At 57.3% G+C, this 18,453-nt stretch carries 13 protein-coding genes; 6 read left to right on the top strand and 7 right to left on the bottom strand.

Annotated elements, in window-relative coordinates; translation table 11 throughout:
* Positions 1 to 15 precede the first annotated feature (15 nt).
* Positions 16 to 1,431 carry an L-serine ammonia-lyase gene (locus FHS27_RS11910; RefSeq protein ID WP_221225039.1) on the top strand — a complete coding sequence of 472 codons (1,416 nt, stop codon included), beginning with the start codon at positions 16 to 18 and terminating at the stop codon, positions 1,429 to 1,431.
* Positions 1,432 to 1,529: 98 nt separating this feature from the next.
* Here the strand turns inward: FHS27_RS11910 and FHS27_RS11905 are convergent, their stop codons facing one another.
* Entirely contained in the window at positions 1,530 to 2,807 is a 1,278-nt protein-coding gene (locus FHS27_RS11905; RefSeq protein WP_184305160.1) for a hypothetical protein, read from the bottom strand.
* A 332-nt stretch (positions 2,808 to 3,139) separates the two neighbouring features.
* Here FHS27_RS11905 and FHS27_RS11900 point away from each other — a divergent pair, with 332 nt between their 5' ends.
* A complete protein-coding gene (locus FHS27_RS11900) occupies positions 3,140 to 3,808 on the top strand; it encodes a HEAT repeat domain-containing protein (protein ID WP_315854533.1) in 669 nt (222 codons plus the stop codon).
* A 40-nt stretch (positions 3,809 to 3,848) separates the two neighbouring features.
* Positions 3,849 to 4,106, top strand: coding sequence for a hypothetical protein (locus FHS27_RS11895; protein ID WP_184305158.1), 258 nt, complete (start codon positions 3,849 to 3,851; stop codon positions 4,104 to 4,106).
* Positions 4,107 to 4,367: 261 nt separating this feature from the next.
* Here FHS27_RS11895 and FHS27_RS11890 read toward each other — a convergent pair whose 3' ends face one another.
* From FHS27_RS11890 to FHS27_RS11880, 3 genes are all read right to left on the bottom strand, one after another.
* A complete protein-coding gene (locus FHS27_RS11890) occupies positions 4,368 to 6,887 on the bottom strand; it encodes a glycogen/starch/alpha-glucan phosphorylase (protein ID WP_184305157.1) in 2,520 nt (839 codons plus the stop codon).
* Positions 6,888 to 7,274: 387 nt separating this feature from the next.
* The gene (locus tag FHS27_RS11885; protein ID WP_184305156.1) at positions 7,275 to 8,261 is read right to left on the bottom strand and encodes an exonuclease domain-containing protein; all 987 of its coding nucleotides are present in this window, start codon (positions 8,259 to 8,261) and stop codon (positions 7,275 to 7,277) included.
* Positions 8,242 to 9,366 (bottom strand): TIGR01212 family radical SAM protein, encoded by a 1,125-nt coding sequence (locus tag FHS27_RS11880; RefSeq protein WP_221225053.1) that lies wholly within the window; start codon positions 9,364 to 9,366, stop codon positions 8,242 to 8,244. The genes FHS27_RS11885 and FHS27_RS11880 overlap by 20 nt, the downstream gene beginning before the upstream one ends.
* Before the next feature lie 294 nt (positions 9,367 to 9,660).
* On the opposite strand from FHS27_RS11880, the gene FHS27_RS11875 reads away from it, so the two are divergent.
* Together FHS27_RS11875 and FHS27_RS11870 are read left to right on the top strand one after the other, a co-directional pair.
* A complete protein-coding gene (locus FHS27_RS11875; protein ID WP_184305154.1) occupies positions 9,661 to 10,398 on the top strand; it encodes a phosphatase PAP2 family protein in 738 nt (245 codons plus the stop codon).
* The gene (locus FHS27_RS11870) at positions 10,395 to 11,294 is read left to right on the top strand and encodes a diacylglycerol/lipid kinase family protein (RefSeq protein ID WP_184305153.1); all 900 of its coding nucleotides are present in this window, start codon (positions 10,395 to 10,397) and stop codon (positions 11,292 to 11,294) included. The genes FHS27_RS11875 and FHS27_RS11870 overlap by 4 nt, the downstream gene beginning before the upstream one ends.
* Here FHS27_RS11870 and FHS27_RS11865 read toward each other — a convergent pair.
* From FHS27_RS11865 to metG, 3 genes are all read right to left on the bottom strand, one after another.
* Positions 11,284 to 12,321, bottom strand: coding sequence for a galactitol-1-phosphate 5-dehydrogenase (locus tag FHS27_RS11865; RefSeq protein WP_184305152.1), 1,038 nt, complete (start codon positions 12,319 to 12,321; stop codon positions 11,284 to 11,286). The two genes, FHS27_RS11870 and FHS27_RS11865, sit on opposite strands and share 11 nt — an antisense overlap.
* Before the next feature lie 73 nt (positions 12,322 to 12,394).
* The gene (locus FHS27_RS11860) at positions 12,395 to 14,113 is read right to left on the bottom strand and encodes a hypothetical protein (RefSeq protein ID WP_184305151.1); all 1,719 of its coding nucleotides are present in this window, start codon (positions 14,111 to 14,113) and stop codon (positions 12,395 to 12,397) included.
* A gap of 324 nt (positions 14,114 to 14,437) precedes the next feature.
* Positions 14,438 to 16,483 (bottom strand): methionine--tRNA ligase, encoded by a 2,046-nt coding sequence (gene metG, locus FHS27_RS11855; RefSeq protein WP_184305150.1) that lies wholly within the window; start codon positions 16,481 to 16,483, stop codon positions 14,438 to 14,440.
* A gap of 285 nt (positions 16,484 to 16,768) precedes the next feature.
* Between metG and FHS27_RS11850 the strand changes: the two genes are divergently transcribed.
* Positions 16,769 to 18,415, top strand: a complete 1,647-nt coding sequence (locus FHS27_RS11850; protein WP_184305149.1) for a hypothetical protein — start codon at positions 16,769 to 16,771, stop codon at positions 18,413 to 18,415.
* Positions 18,416 to 18,453 lie beyond the last annotated feature (38 nt).

The raw sequence follows: 18,453 nt of genomic DNA, 5'->3' as shown, positions 1-18,453 counted from the left end.
CGAGATCGTGTTCCATTGTCCGCAGCGAAAAAAACTGAGAGCGATTCCAACGCGAGTCCCTATTGCGGCGTGTTCGATTTGTTTCGAATCGGCATCGGGCCGTCGAGTTCACATTCGGTAGGACCGATGCGAGCGGCAAAGTTGTTCGTCGATGAGTTGACGAATGACCGTTTGATCGGTTCGGTCAACCGTCTCAAAATCGATCTGTATGGGTCGCTCGCGTTGACCGGTCTGGGGCACGCAACCGATACAGCGTTGTTGATGGGGCTTTGCGGGGAATGCCCCGAGAAGATCGATCCGGAATTGATTCCGGCACGGTTAGAAACGATTCGGCAGTCCGGTGCGATCGAGATCGATGGGGTGAAATCGATTGCGTTTTGCGAAAAGACGGATCTTATTTTTAACCGCCGGATTACGTTGGATGCTCATCCCAATGCGTTGCGATTTCAGGCATACGGAGGCGACGGTCGCGATGAGTTGGTGCACGAGAGTACGTATTTTTCGATCGGTGGTGGTTTCGTCATCAAAGAGGGACAGGAACCGAATTCCGAGGAATGCGTCGAGGTTCCGTATCCGTTTTCATCGGCGAACGACCTGTTGGTTTTGACTCAGCAGACTTCGTGCAGCATCAGTGATTTGATTCGCGAGAACGAGCGAGTCTTTCGTTCTGATGCGGAGATCAAACAGGCGTTGCAAGAGATTTGGCAAACGATGCAGGAGTGTGTTCGGCTGGGCTGTCAAACACGAGGGATTCTTCCGGGCGGGCTCGGAGTGAAGCGTCGAGCACCGGGGCTGCACGATCTGCTAACTCGGAAGGATCAGTTGCCCACCGATCCGATGATGGTGCTCGACTGGGTTGATCTCTTCGCCCTTGCGGTCAACGAACAAAATGCGGCGGGAGGGCGTGTGGTTACGGCGCCGACAAACGGTGCAGCGGGCATCATTCCTGCGGTGTTGCATTATTTCACGCGGTTTTGCACGGGTGCGAACGATGCCCAAATCGAACGGTTCTTTTTAACCGCTGGGGCCATCGGTTCTCTCTACAAACGCAACGCGTCCATTTCGGGTGCGGAGGTTGGATGTCAGGGAGAGGTGGGGGTCGCGTGCTCGATGGCTGCGGGGGCGATCACCGAGGTTCTCGGTGGAACGCCCGAGCAAGTCGAGCAGGCCGCCGAAATCGGGATGGAGCACAACTTAGGATTGACCTGCGATCCGATCAAAGGTTTGGTGCAAATCCCTTGTATCGAACGGAACGCCATGGGGGCGGTCAAAGCGATCAACGCGAGTCGTTTGGCGCTGCGGAGTGATGGCACGCACACGGTGTCTCTCGATCGCGTGATTCGAGTGATGAAGCGAACCGGGGCAGACATGTCGTCCCGATACAAAGAGACCTCGCAGGGCGGGCTCGCGGTCAATATCGCGGAGTGTTAGCCGGCATTGACCTCGATCGCTGATCGTTAAACCCGACAACCCTTTTGACGTGCGATGGCGCAATCGCGCCGGTGAGGCGAGAAGCATGCGAAGATGGGTTAGGGTTTGCTGACGACTACCTCATCGTCGCCCCACTGCACGGCCAGCCCGGCGGACTCTGCCACGATCTGGGCGAGTTGCCTAAGCGTTTTTTTGGTTCCGTCGAGGTTGATCCGTTTTTCGCTGGCTAATTCCGCTGCTACTTCGATGCGGATTTTTTTCCCATCGGCAGCCGCGAGTTGCCGCAGGACATCACCGGCGGCTTTGTTGATCAGTTTGAGGTCGAACACGGCTGCTTTGGCGGGAGGGTTGCCTGGATTGCCGGCGTTAGGATTTGCGTTGTCGGCGATCGCATTCCAGTGAGCGACCAATGCGTGTCGATGGTTTGCCGCAGTCGCGAGAACCGTCAGGTGTTCGCCGGTCGCGCGAACCGATGATCGTGGTTTTTGATCGGCGAGCGATTGGCGGATGGCGGGTGTCGAGTCCCCGGCCCGGTAGTTTAACGGGAACGCTCTCGCGGCAGGCAATTCTGTCCACGGTTGAACCCCGGTTGGCAGATCGGGCATCTGTTTGTTGGGTTGGCCGGCCGCGTCATCGGTTGTCTTCGAAACCAGTGTTTCAAGGCGAGTCCCTCGTTTGAGTGCGAGATCGAACTGGGCCAACACGAGTGAGACGGCCGTTGTCCTCTCCACACCAATCAGCGAGCCGGCTGGCCAAATGTCGTGAGGCAACCAGTTGACGTGGGACGTGCCGCTGCGTGTTTTAGCGGCGGTTTCCTGCCACGAGACCAAGTCAGTGATTTTGCTGGTTCGCGTGTTCGATTTCGGTGCCGATACGATCAGTGCCAGCAGCTCCGCCGCCGTGCAGCCGGTTGGCCAGCGGACGGAAATGGTTTCCGCGTCTCGGTTTTTTCCAGTGCTTCGGGGCGAGCCACCTGCGAGACGAGCGACCGTGGTGTCCACCCATTCGTCGCGGCCAACGACGAGCACGCCGGGCAGCGGAAACAGGGCGAGCCCTTCGCGTCGGGTGAGGTCGAGGATGACCTGAGCGGCTGGTTGGGCCGCTACCGTCATGCTGACTTTCGTGGTCGGGTCGACTCGTCGATCCATCCAGATCGACCGGATCGGGGCGGCCTGGTATTCGTCCGGTGGTGTCTCGCCCGCCGAAACGGAACGGAGAACTTGGTCGAGCAGCGTGCCGAGCGTTTGCTCTTCGACGCTAAGGGTGATCCGTGCGCGAGCCAACGCGTCGGCTGCTGATGGGCTCGTCAGAGGAGGCTGTGCCGCAGCATGCTCCGTGGTAGCAAAGATTGCCAGATAGGCAGCAAATACCGGCACGCATGCGATGCGGAACGACGCGTTTGAGCGGATCTGTCGGAGCGACCAAAAGTGGCTGCTGAGCGGTCGTGGGTGTCCGCAAATTATCGTGGGGGGGAGCGTGGACAGGGGGGGCGTGGCACAAGGGCAGCTATTGCGGGCTCGTCGCTCGTTTCGGCTGCTTTGGCTCATTCGGCATCCCAAATTCTTTTTCATTTGTCGTCTTGCCTGTCAGCTTGATCGGTCTAACATCGGAAAGTCAAATGGGGGATAGAAAGAAAACGGATCTTTAACCTCGATGACGTAGCAGTTGGATAGTTGAATCGAATATACCGCCCCAAATGGATGCCAACGTGACGACACCCCTTGTTCATACCACCCGCCTGACGGCTGCCTACCGACGGTATCTCCAGTCGGCCAATTCGTGCCGATTCGCACACGAAGTCGATGAATCATACACTTCGGCGACTCTGCTTTCTCTGCTCAGTCGCGGTGTGGTGGAACAGCGTCGGGCGGCGGCTCTCGCCCTCGGCATGCTCGGTGATCGTCGCTGCGTCGACGCGTTGGGACGAGCGATCTCCGATTCGGACCGTGGCGTGCGTTTGGTCGCGGACGATTCGTTTCGAGCGGTGTTGGTCCGCGACGCGGCACCACTGCATCACCAGCAGTTGCTGCGGGTGATGCATCTCAACGACGGTGGCGAATACGCGGCCGCCCTCTCACCCGCGTTGATCTTGATTGATCAGGCTCCGACGTACGCTGAGGCTCACCATCAGTTGGCAATTTGTTGGCACGGGCTGGAAGATTTCGCGCATGCTGAACGGGCTTACCAAAGCTGCCTGTGGCATTGTCGGTTCCATTACCTCGCGTGGCAGAGTCTCGCGAAGATCCGGTATCTGAACGGCAACCTGGAAAAGGCGCTCCACGCACTCGATTATTGCGTGGACATCAACCCGGATCTGGAGACGGCTCGGATGCAGCGTCGGCAGATTCGTCGTCGGATGCGTCAAAGCGACGTCTGACTCCGGTTTTGGTTGCCCCTGAATTAAAAGAGGATGTGTTTTGTCTCCGGATGAGTTCTTCGTTAGCTGCTTGGCTCTCACCCTCTCTGTAGTTGCGACCGGCATCGCGCTGGGCCCTTGGGATGCCCCCTACAAAATTCGATCGGTCGCGCATATCGAGAACCGGTTTGGCAAATTTGCCGCGAGGCTCATTTGGGTTGTGGTAGCGATCGTGTCGGGAGGCAGCGCGGCGGCGATTGTCAGTGGTCTGCGTCCAGCCTACGCGACTCCCACCGTCCACGGCGAACCACCGCGGTAGGTCAACCAAAAGGTGTCAGCCATTGGGAAGTCCCGGGCATGGCCCAACCGCATCGGAATCTTTCACCCTGATTCCGAGAGCATCTTGTTACGGTAGCCACCGTTGTTGGTGCATGTTTAATCGATGAGCCAATGTCGCCAAGCTAAATTCTGGTTAATCTAGCTGCTGTGGCACGGCACGTTGTAGTTCAAAATGCATCACGGCGGGCGGGATGTATGCCAGGGCCGGTGAGACCGGCCCTGCGTTTGTTGTGGGTGCCTTCTAGCCGTTTGCGGGCAAGGCACGTACGTCCCAGATATCTTGGGCGTACTGTTGGATCGTGCGATCGCTGCTGAACCAACCGCTGCCGGCGGTGTTGAGAATGCTCATTTGGTTCCAGTGGCTGACGTCCTGGTAGGCTTTACCGACTTCTCCTTGAGCGTCGATGTAGCTTCGCAGGTCGGCGATCGTGACCCATGGGTCATGAGGGCTTCGCAATCCGCCGGTGAGCAGATCGAACAAGCCAGGATTGGTCGGGTTGAAGCGACCGCTCTCGAGCAGGTTCATAAGGCTGGCGATTTCTGCATCCGCCGAAATGATCTCGTTCGGGCGATAGTCTTTCTTCGCTTCGACGACTTCCTGTGCATCCAAACCGAAGAGGAAGAAGTTTTCTTCGCCTGCGTTTTCGCGGATTTCGATGTTCGCTCCGTCGAGTGTGCCGATCGTCAAGGCACCATTCATCATGAACTTCATGTTTCCGGTACCTGATGCTTCCTTCCCTGCGGTCGAAATCTGTTCGGACAACTCGGTTGCCGGGCAGATGATTTCCATCGACGAAACGCGATAGTTCGGGAAGAAGACCAGGCGCAGGAGGTCTTTGCATTTTGGATCGTTGTTCACAACCGAAGCCACGTCGTTGATCAGTTTGACGATCAATTTGGCAACGTGATAACCCGGTGCGGCTTTACCACCGATCAAAACGCATCGTGGCACCATGCCAGCGGTCTCGCCGCGTTGAATGCGGTCGTACAGATGGATCACGTGAAGGACGTTCAGCAGTTGCCGTTTGTATTCGTGGATCCGTTTGACTTGAACGTCGAACAGGAACGACGTGTCAAATTGAACGTCGGTGTTCTTGGCGACTAATTCGGCCAAGCGTTTTTTGTTCTCGAGTTTGATCGCGATCCAACGTTCTTGGAATGCGGCGTCGGTTGCGTACGGCGCCAGTTTGCTGATCTTGCTCAGATCCGTCTGCCAGCCTTCGCCGATGGTTTCGTCGAGCAGACCACGCAGACCTGGGTTGCAGTGTGACAACCAACGGCGTTGCGTGACACCGTTCGTTTTGTTGTTGAACTTGCGAGGCCACAGTTCGCTGAAGTGTTTGAACAGACCGCTTTCGAGCAATTGGGTGTGCAGTCCGGCGACACCGTTGACCGAAAAGCTGCCGACGATGGCGAGGTAGGCCATGCGAATGTGTGGGTTGTCACCTTCTTCGATCAAGGACATTTCACGACGCATCGCGATGTCGCCTGGCCATTGTTGGTCAACGAGTTTCAGGAACCGTGCATTGATTTCGTAAATGATTTCAAGCAGGCGTGGCAGCAATCGGCTGAACAAACCAACGGACCAACGTTCGAGAGCTTCCGGGAGGAGCGTGTGGTTGGTGTAGGCCATGCAACGCGTCGTGACTTCCCACGCGTCGTCCCAAGTCATGCCGTGTTCGTCCATCAGCAATCGCATCAACTCAGGAACCGCACAGGCGGGGTGGGTGTCGTTGAGTTGGAAGCAGTTTTTGAGTCCGAATTCGGTGAAGTCTTCACCGTTCTTTTCGACCCAACGTTCGATCACATCTTGCAGCGATGCGGAAACGAGGAAGTACTGCTGTTTCAGACGAAGTTCTTTTCCGTTTTCGCTGGCGTCGTTCGGATAGAGCACCATCGAAATTTGTTCGGCGTCGTTCTTGGCCGCAACGGCTTCGGGGTAACTGCCGGCATTGAATTCAGCGAGGTCGAAGACGTCCGTTGTGGAAGCTTTCCAAAGCCGAAGCGTATTGACGGTTTCGTTACGGAAGCCGGGGATCGGCATGTCGAATGGCACGGCGAGTACGTCGCGTGAATCGGCCAGTCGTTTGCGTAGTGTGCCATCAGGCGCGTGATAGGTTTCGGGACGACCGTAGAAACGGATTCGGCGGGTGCTTTCGGCACGCTTGATTTCCCAAGGGTTGCCGTCACGAAGCCAGTGGTCGGGGTCTTCGACTTGCCGGCCGTCTTCGATGTGTTGGTGAAACATTCCGTATTCGTATCGGATGCCGTATCCGATGACGGGCAGTTGTAGGTTCGCGCAGCTATCGAGGAAGCACGCGGCGAGACGTCCGAGACCGCCGTTGCCCAAACCGGCGTCGAGTTCCTTGTCCGCGATCTGTTCGAGGTGCATTCCGTAGTTGTGCAAGGCTTCGCGGACGTCGTCGTCGAGATCCAGGTTCTGAATCGCGTTGGTCAGCGAGCGACCGATCAAGAATTCCAGTGAAAGGTAATAAATCTTGCGGTCGTCGCTTTGCTTCATCCGTTTCCAGGTTTGTTGCCATGTCGGGACGAGACGATCGCGAACGGTGATGGCCAAAGCCCGATAAAGATAGCTCTGTTCTGTCTCGCTCTCCGCTGGCGTCGCTGGATCGGCGTGACCGAGAGTGATCGTCAGGTGACGCCGCAAATCCGCAGGTAAATCAAGCATTCCGAGGGTCGGGATCGAATCAGTCGAGGACTGCTTTTTTGCGGAAGGGCGGTCGGACAGTGTATTGGACATGAACTTGGTTCTTTCGAAGAGAAAGTAGCGGGATCATCGTATGCGAGTTCGGACCTTCGAACACGACGCCGATCATAGTGCGTAAATACGCACCGATGATTGCGACGAAGTATAGAGGTTCACGATTGTGAGGCCAATCTTGATTAGCCTTCGTAGCCTGCCTTGTCGCAAACGAGTTTGAGGTACTGCCAGACGAATTTGCCGCGTTTTGTCCGACGGGAGTCAATAAACCACACGTTTCACAAGAATCGGACGATCCACCCGGCAATCCCGTTGTGGCCTAATGCGTGCGCGGAATCAAGAATCCAATTGCGAAAAAAACGACCCGTCGTCTGGCTGCCCCCACAATTGACGGTGAAGGCCGGTATCGTGCCGTTGTCAAACTTCCTACATCGTCGCGGAGATCAAATTCAGAAACTCTTGCTCCGTGACGATCCGCACATCGGCTCCTTCGGCAATCAACCCGCGGGCTTTCTCTTCCTTGGTACTCTGCGATCTTCCCGATCGAAGTGTCCTCGGATCGATCTCACCTACGACGAGTAAATTCGTTCGCCGGGACACGCTACTCAAGCACTTTCCGCCGCTGCACAAGGTCAACCGTTCGGCATCTTCCCGAGCGATCCGAGTTAATGTTCCCGTGAAAACGACGCTTTGACCGGCGAGAGGGCGGATGAATTCGGCGCGTACAAATAAGCGTTGCAAATCGACGCCCGCTCCGCTCATCAAGATTTCCACGCCGGGTGATTCGGGTGGAGGGGATGGAGGCGAAGTCCTTCGGCGAGAGGTTTTTCTCGCCGCCGAAGGTCCGGTTTTGCCCCAGGGGCCTGCTTGCCCTCGCGACAATTTGAGTTTGGCTTCGAGTTGCTCGAGTGACGTCGCACCGGCTTCTTCGGCTGCGGCCAGAGCGATCTTGGCACACGCAATCGAATCTTCCAGGGCGTCATGGTGCTTGAATCGAACGCCGAGCCAGTCTGACAACGGTTTCAGTCCGAAGCGTGGTTGGCTGGGCCAGGTTCGTTTGGCGATCGCCCGCGTGCAACTGTACTGCATGTCGGGAATCGGATGGCCGTGCGTTTCGAGGCAAGCCATCAAGACGCCGAGGTCGAAGCTCGCGTTGTGGGCGATCAAGCAGTCGTCGGCGAGTGTCTCGGAAATGACCGGCCACAGTTCGCCGAACTCCGGTTGGTCTCTCACCATGTCCGGTGTGATGCCGTGGATTTGGATGTTTTGCGGGCTGATGTAAAACGGACGCGGTCGGATCAACCAGCATGCTTGGTCGACGATCTCGCCTCCACGCACGCGAACGGCCGCCAACTGGCATGCACTGTCGCTCCGGCGTGTTGCCGTTTCGAAATCAATCGCGGTGAAGTCCACCGACCACTCCCCCTTGCATCTTCAATATCGGTAAACGCCCGCGGTTGTCGATCTGGTCTTGGATGGCGGGTGGTGTTGAGTCGACCGGACGTGGACGCTGTTCCGGTGCGATCTCCGGTGCAACGAAGTGTGATCCCTGGCGTGTGCCCCGGCGTTGGAATTCCTCGTCGATCTCAATGCGGATGGCTGATTTTTCGAGACACCATTTGGGTTCGATCAAGTAATTCGGTGGTGCGTCTCCGCTGACGCGTTCCACGACGGTGGTCGGTGGAATGCGTTCGAGGAAGTCCACCACGGTTTGAACGTAGGGTTCTCGTTCCATCATCTTGACCTTGCCCGCCAAGACTTCTTCACCCAGCGGTGTGCCGTGTACGCTGTACAGGTTATGCAACTTGATCGCGTCAAAGCCGAGGATTCCGACCTCGTGTGCCGTCTGCATCATCATCGCGTGGTCTTCGCCGGGGACACCTAAGATCACATGGCCGCAGCATTCAAACCCTCGGCCGCGGGCGCGGTCGATCGCGTTAATCATGTCGTCGTGCGTGTGAGCTCGGTTCATCCAACGCAGCGATTCGTCATGCACCGATTGCATTCCAAACTCGAGCGATACGACGTGATGCTTGGCGATCTCTTCCAGCAGTTCGAGAACGCTCTCGGGGGCACAATCCGGTCTGGTGCCGATCGCGAGTCCGACGATTCGTGGGTCGGCATTTAACGCCAGTTCGTAAATCTCTCTCAGTTGGTCGACCGGGGCGTAGGTGTTCGTCGCGGGTTGAAAATAGGCGATGAAACCCTGAACGCGATCGTATCGTCGCGTCACTCGAGTGATGCCAGCACGCAACTGTTCGCTGACACGTTCCAGGCGAACGCGGCGAGACGGGCTGAACGATCGGTTGTCGCAAAAATTGCATCCGCCGGTGGTCACGGCGCCATCGACGTTCGGGCAGGTGAATCCCGCGTCGAGACTGACGCGTTGGACGCGTCCGCCAAATTTTCGCCGTAACGCGCGGCCGAATGCGTTGAGATACAAACCCTCACGCTGCCAATCGAGCGAATCGCCGTCCGGATCGCGGTGTTGGTTTGTGTCGAGATCGGACTGCGGCATGAAAAAATCGGGCACTGGCGAGGTTTGGAGTGAATCCTACACGATATCATTCCCCGCCCGATCGACAAGACGATGCGGTTTCATCGCAAGCGAAGATGATGCCGGCGAAAGGCACCTGCACGAGGTATTCGGCGCGTTTTTCGACTCGAGGCACCGTTTAAGGCCGGTTCACAGGAAGGATGTGTGTTCACCGGATATCGCGGGGACGCCTGCGCTGTTCCGGCTGTGTTTGCGATTTCGGTAAAGCCGCTGACGACTGCGTCCTGGCACGAGGATTGCTAATTTGAGGGTCTCATGGAAACCAAACATCTTCACCAGTCTGACTCATCCCTTGTTCGCGTGGTCCGGTTTATCCGAGGTCGTGAACCGATCGTGTTGTTTGGTATGTTGGCGGTCGTGTTGTTGAGTTGGGGGTTCGTCGAACTCGCCGGTGAGGTGACCGAAGGGGATACCGCCACATTCGACCGTTGGGCGGTGTTGAACCTGCGGCAGGACGGTGACCTGTCTCAACCGCTCGGGCCCGCGTGGCTCGCGGAGGCCGGTCGTGATTTAACGGGCCTCGGTGGGATCTCGGTTTTGTTGATCGCAATCGCGGCATCCGCTGGATTCTTGGCGATCAATCGTTCCTATCGCTTGCTGCTCGTGTTGTTGGTTTCCGCGTTTGGGGGAATGGGCATGAGTCTGATGATGAAGCATTGGTTTTCCCGTCCACGCCCCGACATCGTCCCGCATTTGTCGCACGTTTACACGAGTAGTTTTCCGAGCGGGCATTCGATGATGTCGGCGGTCGTGTATCTGACTTTGGCAGCTTTGATCGCCCCCGTGTTGCGACATTTTTGGGTGCGGGTTTATGTGATCGCGGTCGCGGTGTTTTTGTCGTTCTTGGTCGGCGTCAGTCGCGTGTATATGGGGGTGCACTATCCGACCGACGTGCTCGCCGGATGGGCGGCCGGATTGGTCTGGGCTTTGCTGTGTTGGTTGATCGCACGTGCGATCCCAGTCAGAAGAATTCAGACGCAGATGCGACCATGAAATTACTCGTCATATGGAACGGAGGCTCGGGGAGATCCTCGCAAATCGAGCGTCTTCGGTTGGAACTAGCCGAGCATCCGACGGCTTGGTTGGAGCTCGATCGTGACGTGGATTTGTCTGCTGAGATTACAGACTTCATCGATTCCGGCGGTGAGACCGTGGTCGCCGCAGGTGGCGACGGGACCGTGCACGCGGTAGTAAACCATCTGATGCAAATCGATTCTAAGTCTCGGCCTTCAATGGGCATTGTCCCATTGGGAACAGCCAACGATTTCTCGGGAACGTTACGAATCCCCAATGAAATCGACCTCGCCGCGAAGACGTTGTTCAGCCGGGAAAGTGTGCCTGTTGACGTGATCCGCATCCGCGGTGACGGGATCGAACGTTACTATTCCAATGTCGCCGCCGGGGGAAATTGCGTGCGTGTGTCGGAAGAGCTGACCGATGACGTGAAGGCTCGCTGGGGCGCGTTCTGTTATTTGCGAGGGGCCGTCGGCGTGCTCGCCGACATGCAGACGTATCGTCTCTTTGCCGACGTCGATGGAGAAACGTTCGAACAGCTCGATTCGTGGGCCGTTTTGATCGCCAACGGCCGAACAAACGCGGGGCACATCGAGGTTGCCCCGCACGCGTCTCCCGTCGATGGATTGTTCGACGTGGTGATCATTCGCGACGGTGATCTGATCGATATGGTGGAGATCGTTTCAGGAAACCTGCTCGGTAACTTCTTGGAATGCGAACAGGTGATTTTCCGCAAAGCGAAACGGATTCGATTGCGATCCGAACCGCCGATGCGGTTCACGCTCGACGGTGAACTGATTGAAAAGGAACCAATCGAATTTGAGGTGATTCCCTCGGCGATTCGGATGTTTGTCGGCTCTGATTTCAAGCGTTAGGGCAGACCACAACTTTCATTTGTTCAGGATCGCCTGCGTACAAACGCTCGAACCATTTCGGGCCATCGGCGAGCGAAATTTTTGCCGTGATCAGTGGTTCGACGTCGATCACGCCTCGGTTCATCAAGTCGATGCACTGTGGGTATTCACCGTTGCAGCCACACGTTCCTTGAAGTCGGATTTCGCGGGTGACGACCGACTGCAATGGCAGTTCGATCGTGGGGCTGACGTTTCCGACTAAGGTCACGGCTCCGCCCTTGCGAACTGATTCGATTGCCGTGGTAACGGTAGGTGTCGCCCCAACGACTTCGAACGCCACGTCGGCCCCGCGTCCTTCGGTCATTTCACGAATCGCATTCGGCACATCGACTTGATCACCGCGAAGGACGTCGGTCGCACCTAGCTTCAACGCGGTGTCTAACCGTTTGTCGTTCAAATCAACGGCGATGATCCGCGTCGCGCCGGCGGCGCGAGCGGCCTGCAACGTCAAGAGGCCGATCATTCCTGCTCCTACGACGACAGCGGTGTCGCCCAATCGTATTGGCGTGACGGCGGCGGCATGAACGGCAACACTGACCGCCTCGACCAAAGCGGCATGTTCGAACGGGAGTGAGTCAGGCAGTTGATAAACGATGCGACGGGGAACTGAAATACGCTCCGCAAACGCGCCATGCCGTCGGTATTCGCTACAAGAGACGCCGAGCACCAAGCGATTGTCGCACAGATTTTGATGACCGTCGTTACAGAAGTGGCATTGCCCACAGGAAACCATCGAATCGAACGTCACGCGGCTCCCGGCAGGCAAGTCGGTCACATTATCGCCCGTCGCGACGACTACTCCCGCGGCCTCGTGTCCCATCACCAACGGCGGGATTCGTCGTCCCGTGCTGCCGTCGTATCCATGAATGTCGCTGCCGCATATCCCACACGCTTCGACTTGAATCAAAACGTCGTCCGGGCCCATGGCGGGTTCCTCGACATCGGTGCACTGCATCGTTTTGTATTCGGTTAGCAACAGAGCTTTCATATCAAGTCTCAATAGGTGGAGATGCGTCAAGGAGTGGGGATGTGAGGAGGAGTGGCAACAGTGTAGTTAACGGTTACCGTTGATCGCCGGGCAACTGAGCGACCGGGTGGCCTTCGACGCGGCAGGGGTAAAATGGGTGCGAACCTGCGACCAGGTCCATCATTCTCACGTCGTCACTTCGTGGCAGAGTGGGGATCAAATTAAGCTCCTCGGCGGAGCCAGACGTCAACGCCCGGTAACAGTTCGTTAACAACTCGCATTGAACCTCGGGGCTGTACCGAATCGCGATCGTTTGCCGGTTGGATTCTATCAGGTCCGAGGGTGGGTCGGCGGTGATCGATGAAATCAAGTCCGTGTTGAGTTCTTCTATCGACTTGCGAAAGGACGCGTCCGTCGCGGAACGTCTGATCGTTGTGATTTGTTCCGACGGCGGCAAGCAGGCAAAGTCGACGGCGTCGGATCGTCCGGTGACCGCGTCGGCGTCGAGTTCGCGTGGTTGGACATCCGCAGGTAATGACGCCCAGGCTTGTTCCCGCGCCGCCGACCATTGGCGTTTCATTTCGGCAACCCAGGCGGCTTCGCCGGGAATCCAAACACCCTCGTAAAGGTCCGGTTGGCGAACGCCTTCGGCCGCAAAATCCGATGTTACGGTAGGAAGATTTCGAGCGACCACGCGGCGTGAGGCCAACCATGGTTCGAGAAATGCCATCCCGAATCCTTCGGCCACGCTGGTCGATAAAACACAATGACACGCCGACAGGTTGTCCGCGTAAGTGATGTTGTCGTGGTGAGCGGCGTCGAAAATAACGTTTGGCACGTATGCCTTGGCGACCGCTCGCCATCGTTCGTACGATTCCGCCTCGAGAGTTGTGTCGGGTTTGAGCGTCAGCCCGCCGATGAACCCATCCGGCAACAACTGACAGACCAATAAAAACTCGCCGACGTTCTTTCGCCGAATTCCGCGTACCGGATACAGCACCCATTTGCTTGTTGGCGCGATCGAGACGGCAGCGGTGACTTTCGCGATCGCCGTTTCACGACTCGACATCTCGCCGGGAGGCAGCCGAACGCTGTTTGGGATCGTCGTCACACGCGATTGCGGAAAGCCATACTCCTTCAACACGTCCGCATCACCTGCCGTCAAACACGCGTACGCGATGTTGGGATGAGACGGGTACAGGATCGCGTCCAATGTGGACGATCGCGTCGCGCCGGTTTGTTCGAGCAGATGTTGAACGTTCTCTGGACGCTGGTCTTCGGCGAAGTCATGGATTTGAAGCAGCAACCGCCAGCCTGCATTGGCCAAGTGAGCGATCGCAAAGGGGGCACCCGCGTTTTTTCCAAGGCTATGGTTGTGCCAATGGATAACGGAATCTTCCGGCCGCAGTCCCTCATGTCGCAGGGTCGCATCGAGTAACTCGAACAGGCGTTGACCGGCCACGGAGCCGTGCCTCGCGTCGCTGCGTTGGAAGCCTTTGATTCGCTCAAACGACGATTTTGGCGATTGCGACTCCTCCGATTCCGGTTGTCCGGATGAGCTTTTTGCACTGGGCAATCCATCGATCGCGAGTGCGTCGTAATCGAGCTGGGGAATCTGAATCGCGTCAGCATGAGCGAGCGTCGATTTGCGGATCCCAGACACGCGTTGGCCGGAGACAAGAACGATCTTTCCGATCGACTCGCGTTCCTTTCCCGAACGTAAGCAATCAACATGATTCTGAACGACACCCGTCACGCCACCCGGTTCGAAATGGCAATGAACAATGGCGACGTTGATCGGAGATTCATTCACGTGGTTTCAAACCCAAGATGGAAGAGTTCCCAAAGGTCCGCGGCGCGGCATGCCACACGAAGTTTGAGACGCCTGAGAACCAGAGCGTCGTGCCCTTTCAGACGCGAACGCTCCTGGTTTGCGAACCTCAACGGGGTGCGTGGACCGCAAGCGGGACAACGCCCTCATTCGTCTCAAACTCTGACAATCGTGCCAGGACGCTGTTCGGCGAAAGAACGGGGATTAGAGCGTTTCTGGCAATGACGTAGTTTTCAATAGTAGCTACGTTCGCCGCACCGTGGGCCACCGTCGGGCGACGATGGCTACAACAAAAATGGAAATGCTCTAGTGTACCCGTTGGCCCGGTTGGGCACCTTCGTCCACGCCCAGTACGAAGACTTCTGCACCACCGGGACCGGAGGCCGCGACCATGCCTTCGCTCATGCCGAAACGCATTTTGCGTGGCTTCAAGTTAGCGACCATCACGACCAGTCGGCCGATGAGTTTTTCAGGCTCGTACGCCGCTTTAATTCCGGCGAAGACCTGACGTGTTTCGTCACCGCCGAGGCTCAGCGTGAGTTTCAGCAATTTGTTGGCTTCGGGAACGTGTTCGGCCGCGACGACTCGCGCGACTCGCAAATCGACTTTCATGAAATCATCGATTGTGATTTCGTCGGCGAGCGGTTCGTCCTTGAGTGGTTGATCGCTGTCGTTGAACGTGGGTGCTGGCGAATCGGTAACATCGGCGTCAGCGGCGGCTTCGGCTTTGCTTTCTTCAATCATCTTTTCGAGGTTCTCTAGTTGAACTCGGTCCATCATTCGTTTGAATTTGTTAACGCCGCGACCGACCAACGGCGTCTGACTTTGGTCCCACGACACAATGGGATCGTCTAAAAGTTCACCGCACGCGGCGGCGAGCGATGGCAGTACCGGCGTGAGGTAAACGGCGAGTTGTCGGAACAGGTTCAACGCGACTGTGCATACGTCTCGCAGTTCGTCCGTTCGCTCGGCATCCTTCTTCATTTCCCATGGACGTGCGTGTTCGACGAACGGATTGGCCGCGTCGGCGAGTTCCATGATCAATCGCATCGCCTTGGCGTATTCGCACTGTTCATACGCGTCCGCGATCGCATCCCCGGCCGCAGCCGCTTTCTCGAACAGTCCCCCGTCATCGGGATAGGTTTCCGACAATCCGGTTTGTCCAGCGAATTTACCCACGCGGCTGGCGAGGTTGACGACTTTGCCGACGAGGTCCGAATTGACCTTGTCAACAAACTCCGTCAACGAAAGATCGAGATCCTCGACGCGCGATGACAGTTTCGACGCGTAGAAATAACGCAGCGCTGCCGGATCGATGTGTTTCAAAAACGTTTCGGCTTTGACCAGGGTTCCGTCACGTTTGGACATCTTCATGCCGTTGACGTTCAGGAAACCGTGGATGTGTACTTTCGTCGGCAGCGAATAGCCGGCCGTCTTCAACATGCCCGGCCAAAACAGCGTGTGGAAGTAAGTGATGTCTTTGCCGATGAAGTGGTGGACTTCGCACTCGTCGCTCTTCCACCAATCGTCGAGTTTTTCGCCGTGCTTGTCGCACCACTGCTGCGTGCTGGCGATGTATCCGATCGGTGCGTCGAACCAGACGTACCAATAGTTGCCAGGTGAATCTGGGATTTCAAAACCGAAATACGGTGCCGGACGACTGACGTCCCAGTCACGCAGTTCGTCGGCAAGGAAATGTCCCTTGAGATAGTTGGCCGTTTCGCTCTGCAGGGCGCCCGATTCGGCAACCCATTCGTTCAGGAATCCGTGCAGCTTTTCCAGCTCAACGAAAAGGTGGGCCGATTCGCGTAGAACGGGGGTCGCGCCGCTGAGCGTGCTGACCGGATCGATCAGATCGGTTGGGTTGTAGGTGTGCCCGCACGTGCAGTTATCGCCGGCTTGGTCGGTGCGTCCGCATTTCGGGCAAGTGCCGCGAACGAACCGATCGGCCAAGAACGTTTCTGCTTCCGGGTCGAAGAGTTGTTCAACGGTCCGTTCGGTGACGAGGTCCTCGTTCCGCAACGCTTGCCAGAATTCGCCGCAGATTTTGCGATTCTCGTCGCTGTGGGTGCTGCCGTAGTTGTCGAATTCGATTCCGAACCCGGCAAAGTCACGCTGATGCGACTCACTCATTTCGCCAATAAGTTCCAGTTCGCTGCGGCCCTCTTTGCGGGCCCGAATCATGATCGCGGTGCCGTGGGTGTCGTCGGCACAGATGTAGAGGCAGCGGTGACCACGGAGTTTTTGAAAACGAACCCAAATGTCCGTTTGCAAATATTCGACGAGGTGCCCGATGTGAATAGGACCGTTGGCGTAGGGCAACGCAGCGGTGACGAGTAGGCGACGCGGCATGAGCGGTGACGAACTCTGTGCAAGATGGGGGATTGGGGATGACGCAAAACACAGTCGGAACAAACGCTGCCCAGGCATTCTTGCAAAGTCGATCCGAATCGACCACCACGGGCAATTTGCGTCAAAAAACGTCGTAACGCGGTTCCCGTGACCGTTTTCATCTTGCGAGAGCCGTCAAAGTTTCACTATCCCGAATAATCCTCAAGCATGTGCCGCCGACAGGTCGATGCACACGATAGGGGGGAAGATCGGAATCGATCCATTTCAAAATGCAGGGATGCAACGATGACGCTCGCGTCTGAAACCAAGAACAAGACGCCGGATCGCGCCGGTGCCAGTAATCAATATTCCAGCCGAAACTCCACCTCGGACGCTCTGCCTCCGACGTTGTTGCGCCTCCCGGATCTCGATCCCGTGGACGCACAGCAAGATGAGTACGCACCCGAAGACGGCGGCGTCGAAAACAATGCTGATGAAAACGGCGTTGTGGAAAACGAGGTCGCGGTAGAGACGGACACGATGGCCACGGAGCCGGTTCGCTCGGTTGTGAAGGATCCTGCACCCACTGCGTCGGCCAAACCGCAGGCCCCCGCCTCACCAACTCATTCTGCGACCGGTCCCGGCAACGGGCCGAACGCATTGTCCGAGCCGCTGCCCTCGTTCGGCGCCCTGCCTCGCGCCGCCAGCACTCCGCCTGTGTTCGAGGAATCGTTCGTCGAAGTTTCGGCCGCTGATGAATCGCCAGCGACGATCGAGTTTTCGACCGGTGCCAAATCGAAGGCACACGAGGAGCGTGAGTCGCAGGAGTCTTCGTTGCTCGAAACCATGGCATCACGAAAGGCGTTGTTGGTCGTGCTTCTTTTGATCGCGGGACTCGCCGTGTTCATGCCGCGAGGCGGTGAAGGCGAAATCGAAGACATGTCATCTCTCGTCGCAGAGTCCGACGTCATGCCGTCCGAACAAGACTTCTTTTCATCGGTGGCCTCTTCGGAGGCCACGCCAGAATCGTTATTCCATTCCGAAATTGATGGTGAGGCGGGAGCACACAATCACGCGTCGGCCGGATCGCCAACGGCGACCAGCCATATCGGAAGCCCGTTGGCGAATTCGCACATGATCCAGCAACCGAGTTCGGACGAATTCGGCATGCCAGTTCAACCACCACATGACCACGCCCATGCGTCAACGGTGAGTGTATCGCAACCGAACGCTCCGCCGTTCCCCGGCTATGCGAATCAAACGCAACCTGGGTTCGATGATCCTTCCTCACATCACCACGTTGGCATGCCCAACCAGCCCGGCATGCCAAACCAGAACGGCGCGGCGATGCCTCCTGTCGCGTTTGATTCTGCGTCACAGCCGAGCGGTCACCGGACGACAAACACGCCGGAATTTGATCCTTCGCAACTCGACGCGGTGTCGGCCAGACTCGCAGCGGCGGCTAACGAAGAGATTCGTCGTATGGACGCCGCACGTGCTGCCGCTCAAACGCCACAAGCCTATTCGCAAACAGGGCCCGTCGGCACCAACGCAATGCCAACCGACTCGTTCGCGATGGCTCCGTCGATCGCTCAGTCGACGGTTTCGGTTGAACCGGTGTCTGCACCGAGAACGGAAATCCTGCAAAGCCGCACACCGCAAGCGATCACGAACTGGAAAAAGTACCTGCCACCTGTCGGATCGGAGTCGCTCGTTGAGCCAACCGCCGCGATGCAGGGCGTTGACGCCAACGTGTCGGTCGGGCCTCGCACGACCGGATTGCCGGACGAACCTGATTTCGGATTCGCATTGCCGGGTGAAACCGCCTCAGGTGCTACCGGTCAAGACGCTCGCTCGTCCTCCGCGACCGGTGCGGCGGAATCGATGACGACTCCCGAAGCTCGTGTTGCGATGCCCTCGGGTGGCTATTCCGGTGCCAGCGGAATTCGCTGAGACCTCTGAATCATTTCGAATCCGAGCACGGATGCTCC

The sequence above is a fragment of the Aporhodopirellula rubra genome, from assembly GCF_014192335.1.
Lineage (GTDB): Bacteria > Planctomycetota > Planctomycetia > Pirellulales > Pirellulaceae > Rhodopirellula > Rhodopirellula rubra.
Note: the sequence above shows the minus strand (reverse complement) of the source record. Positions and strands in the feature narration are given on the sequence as shown.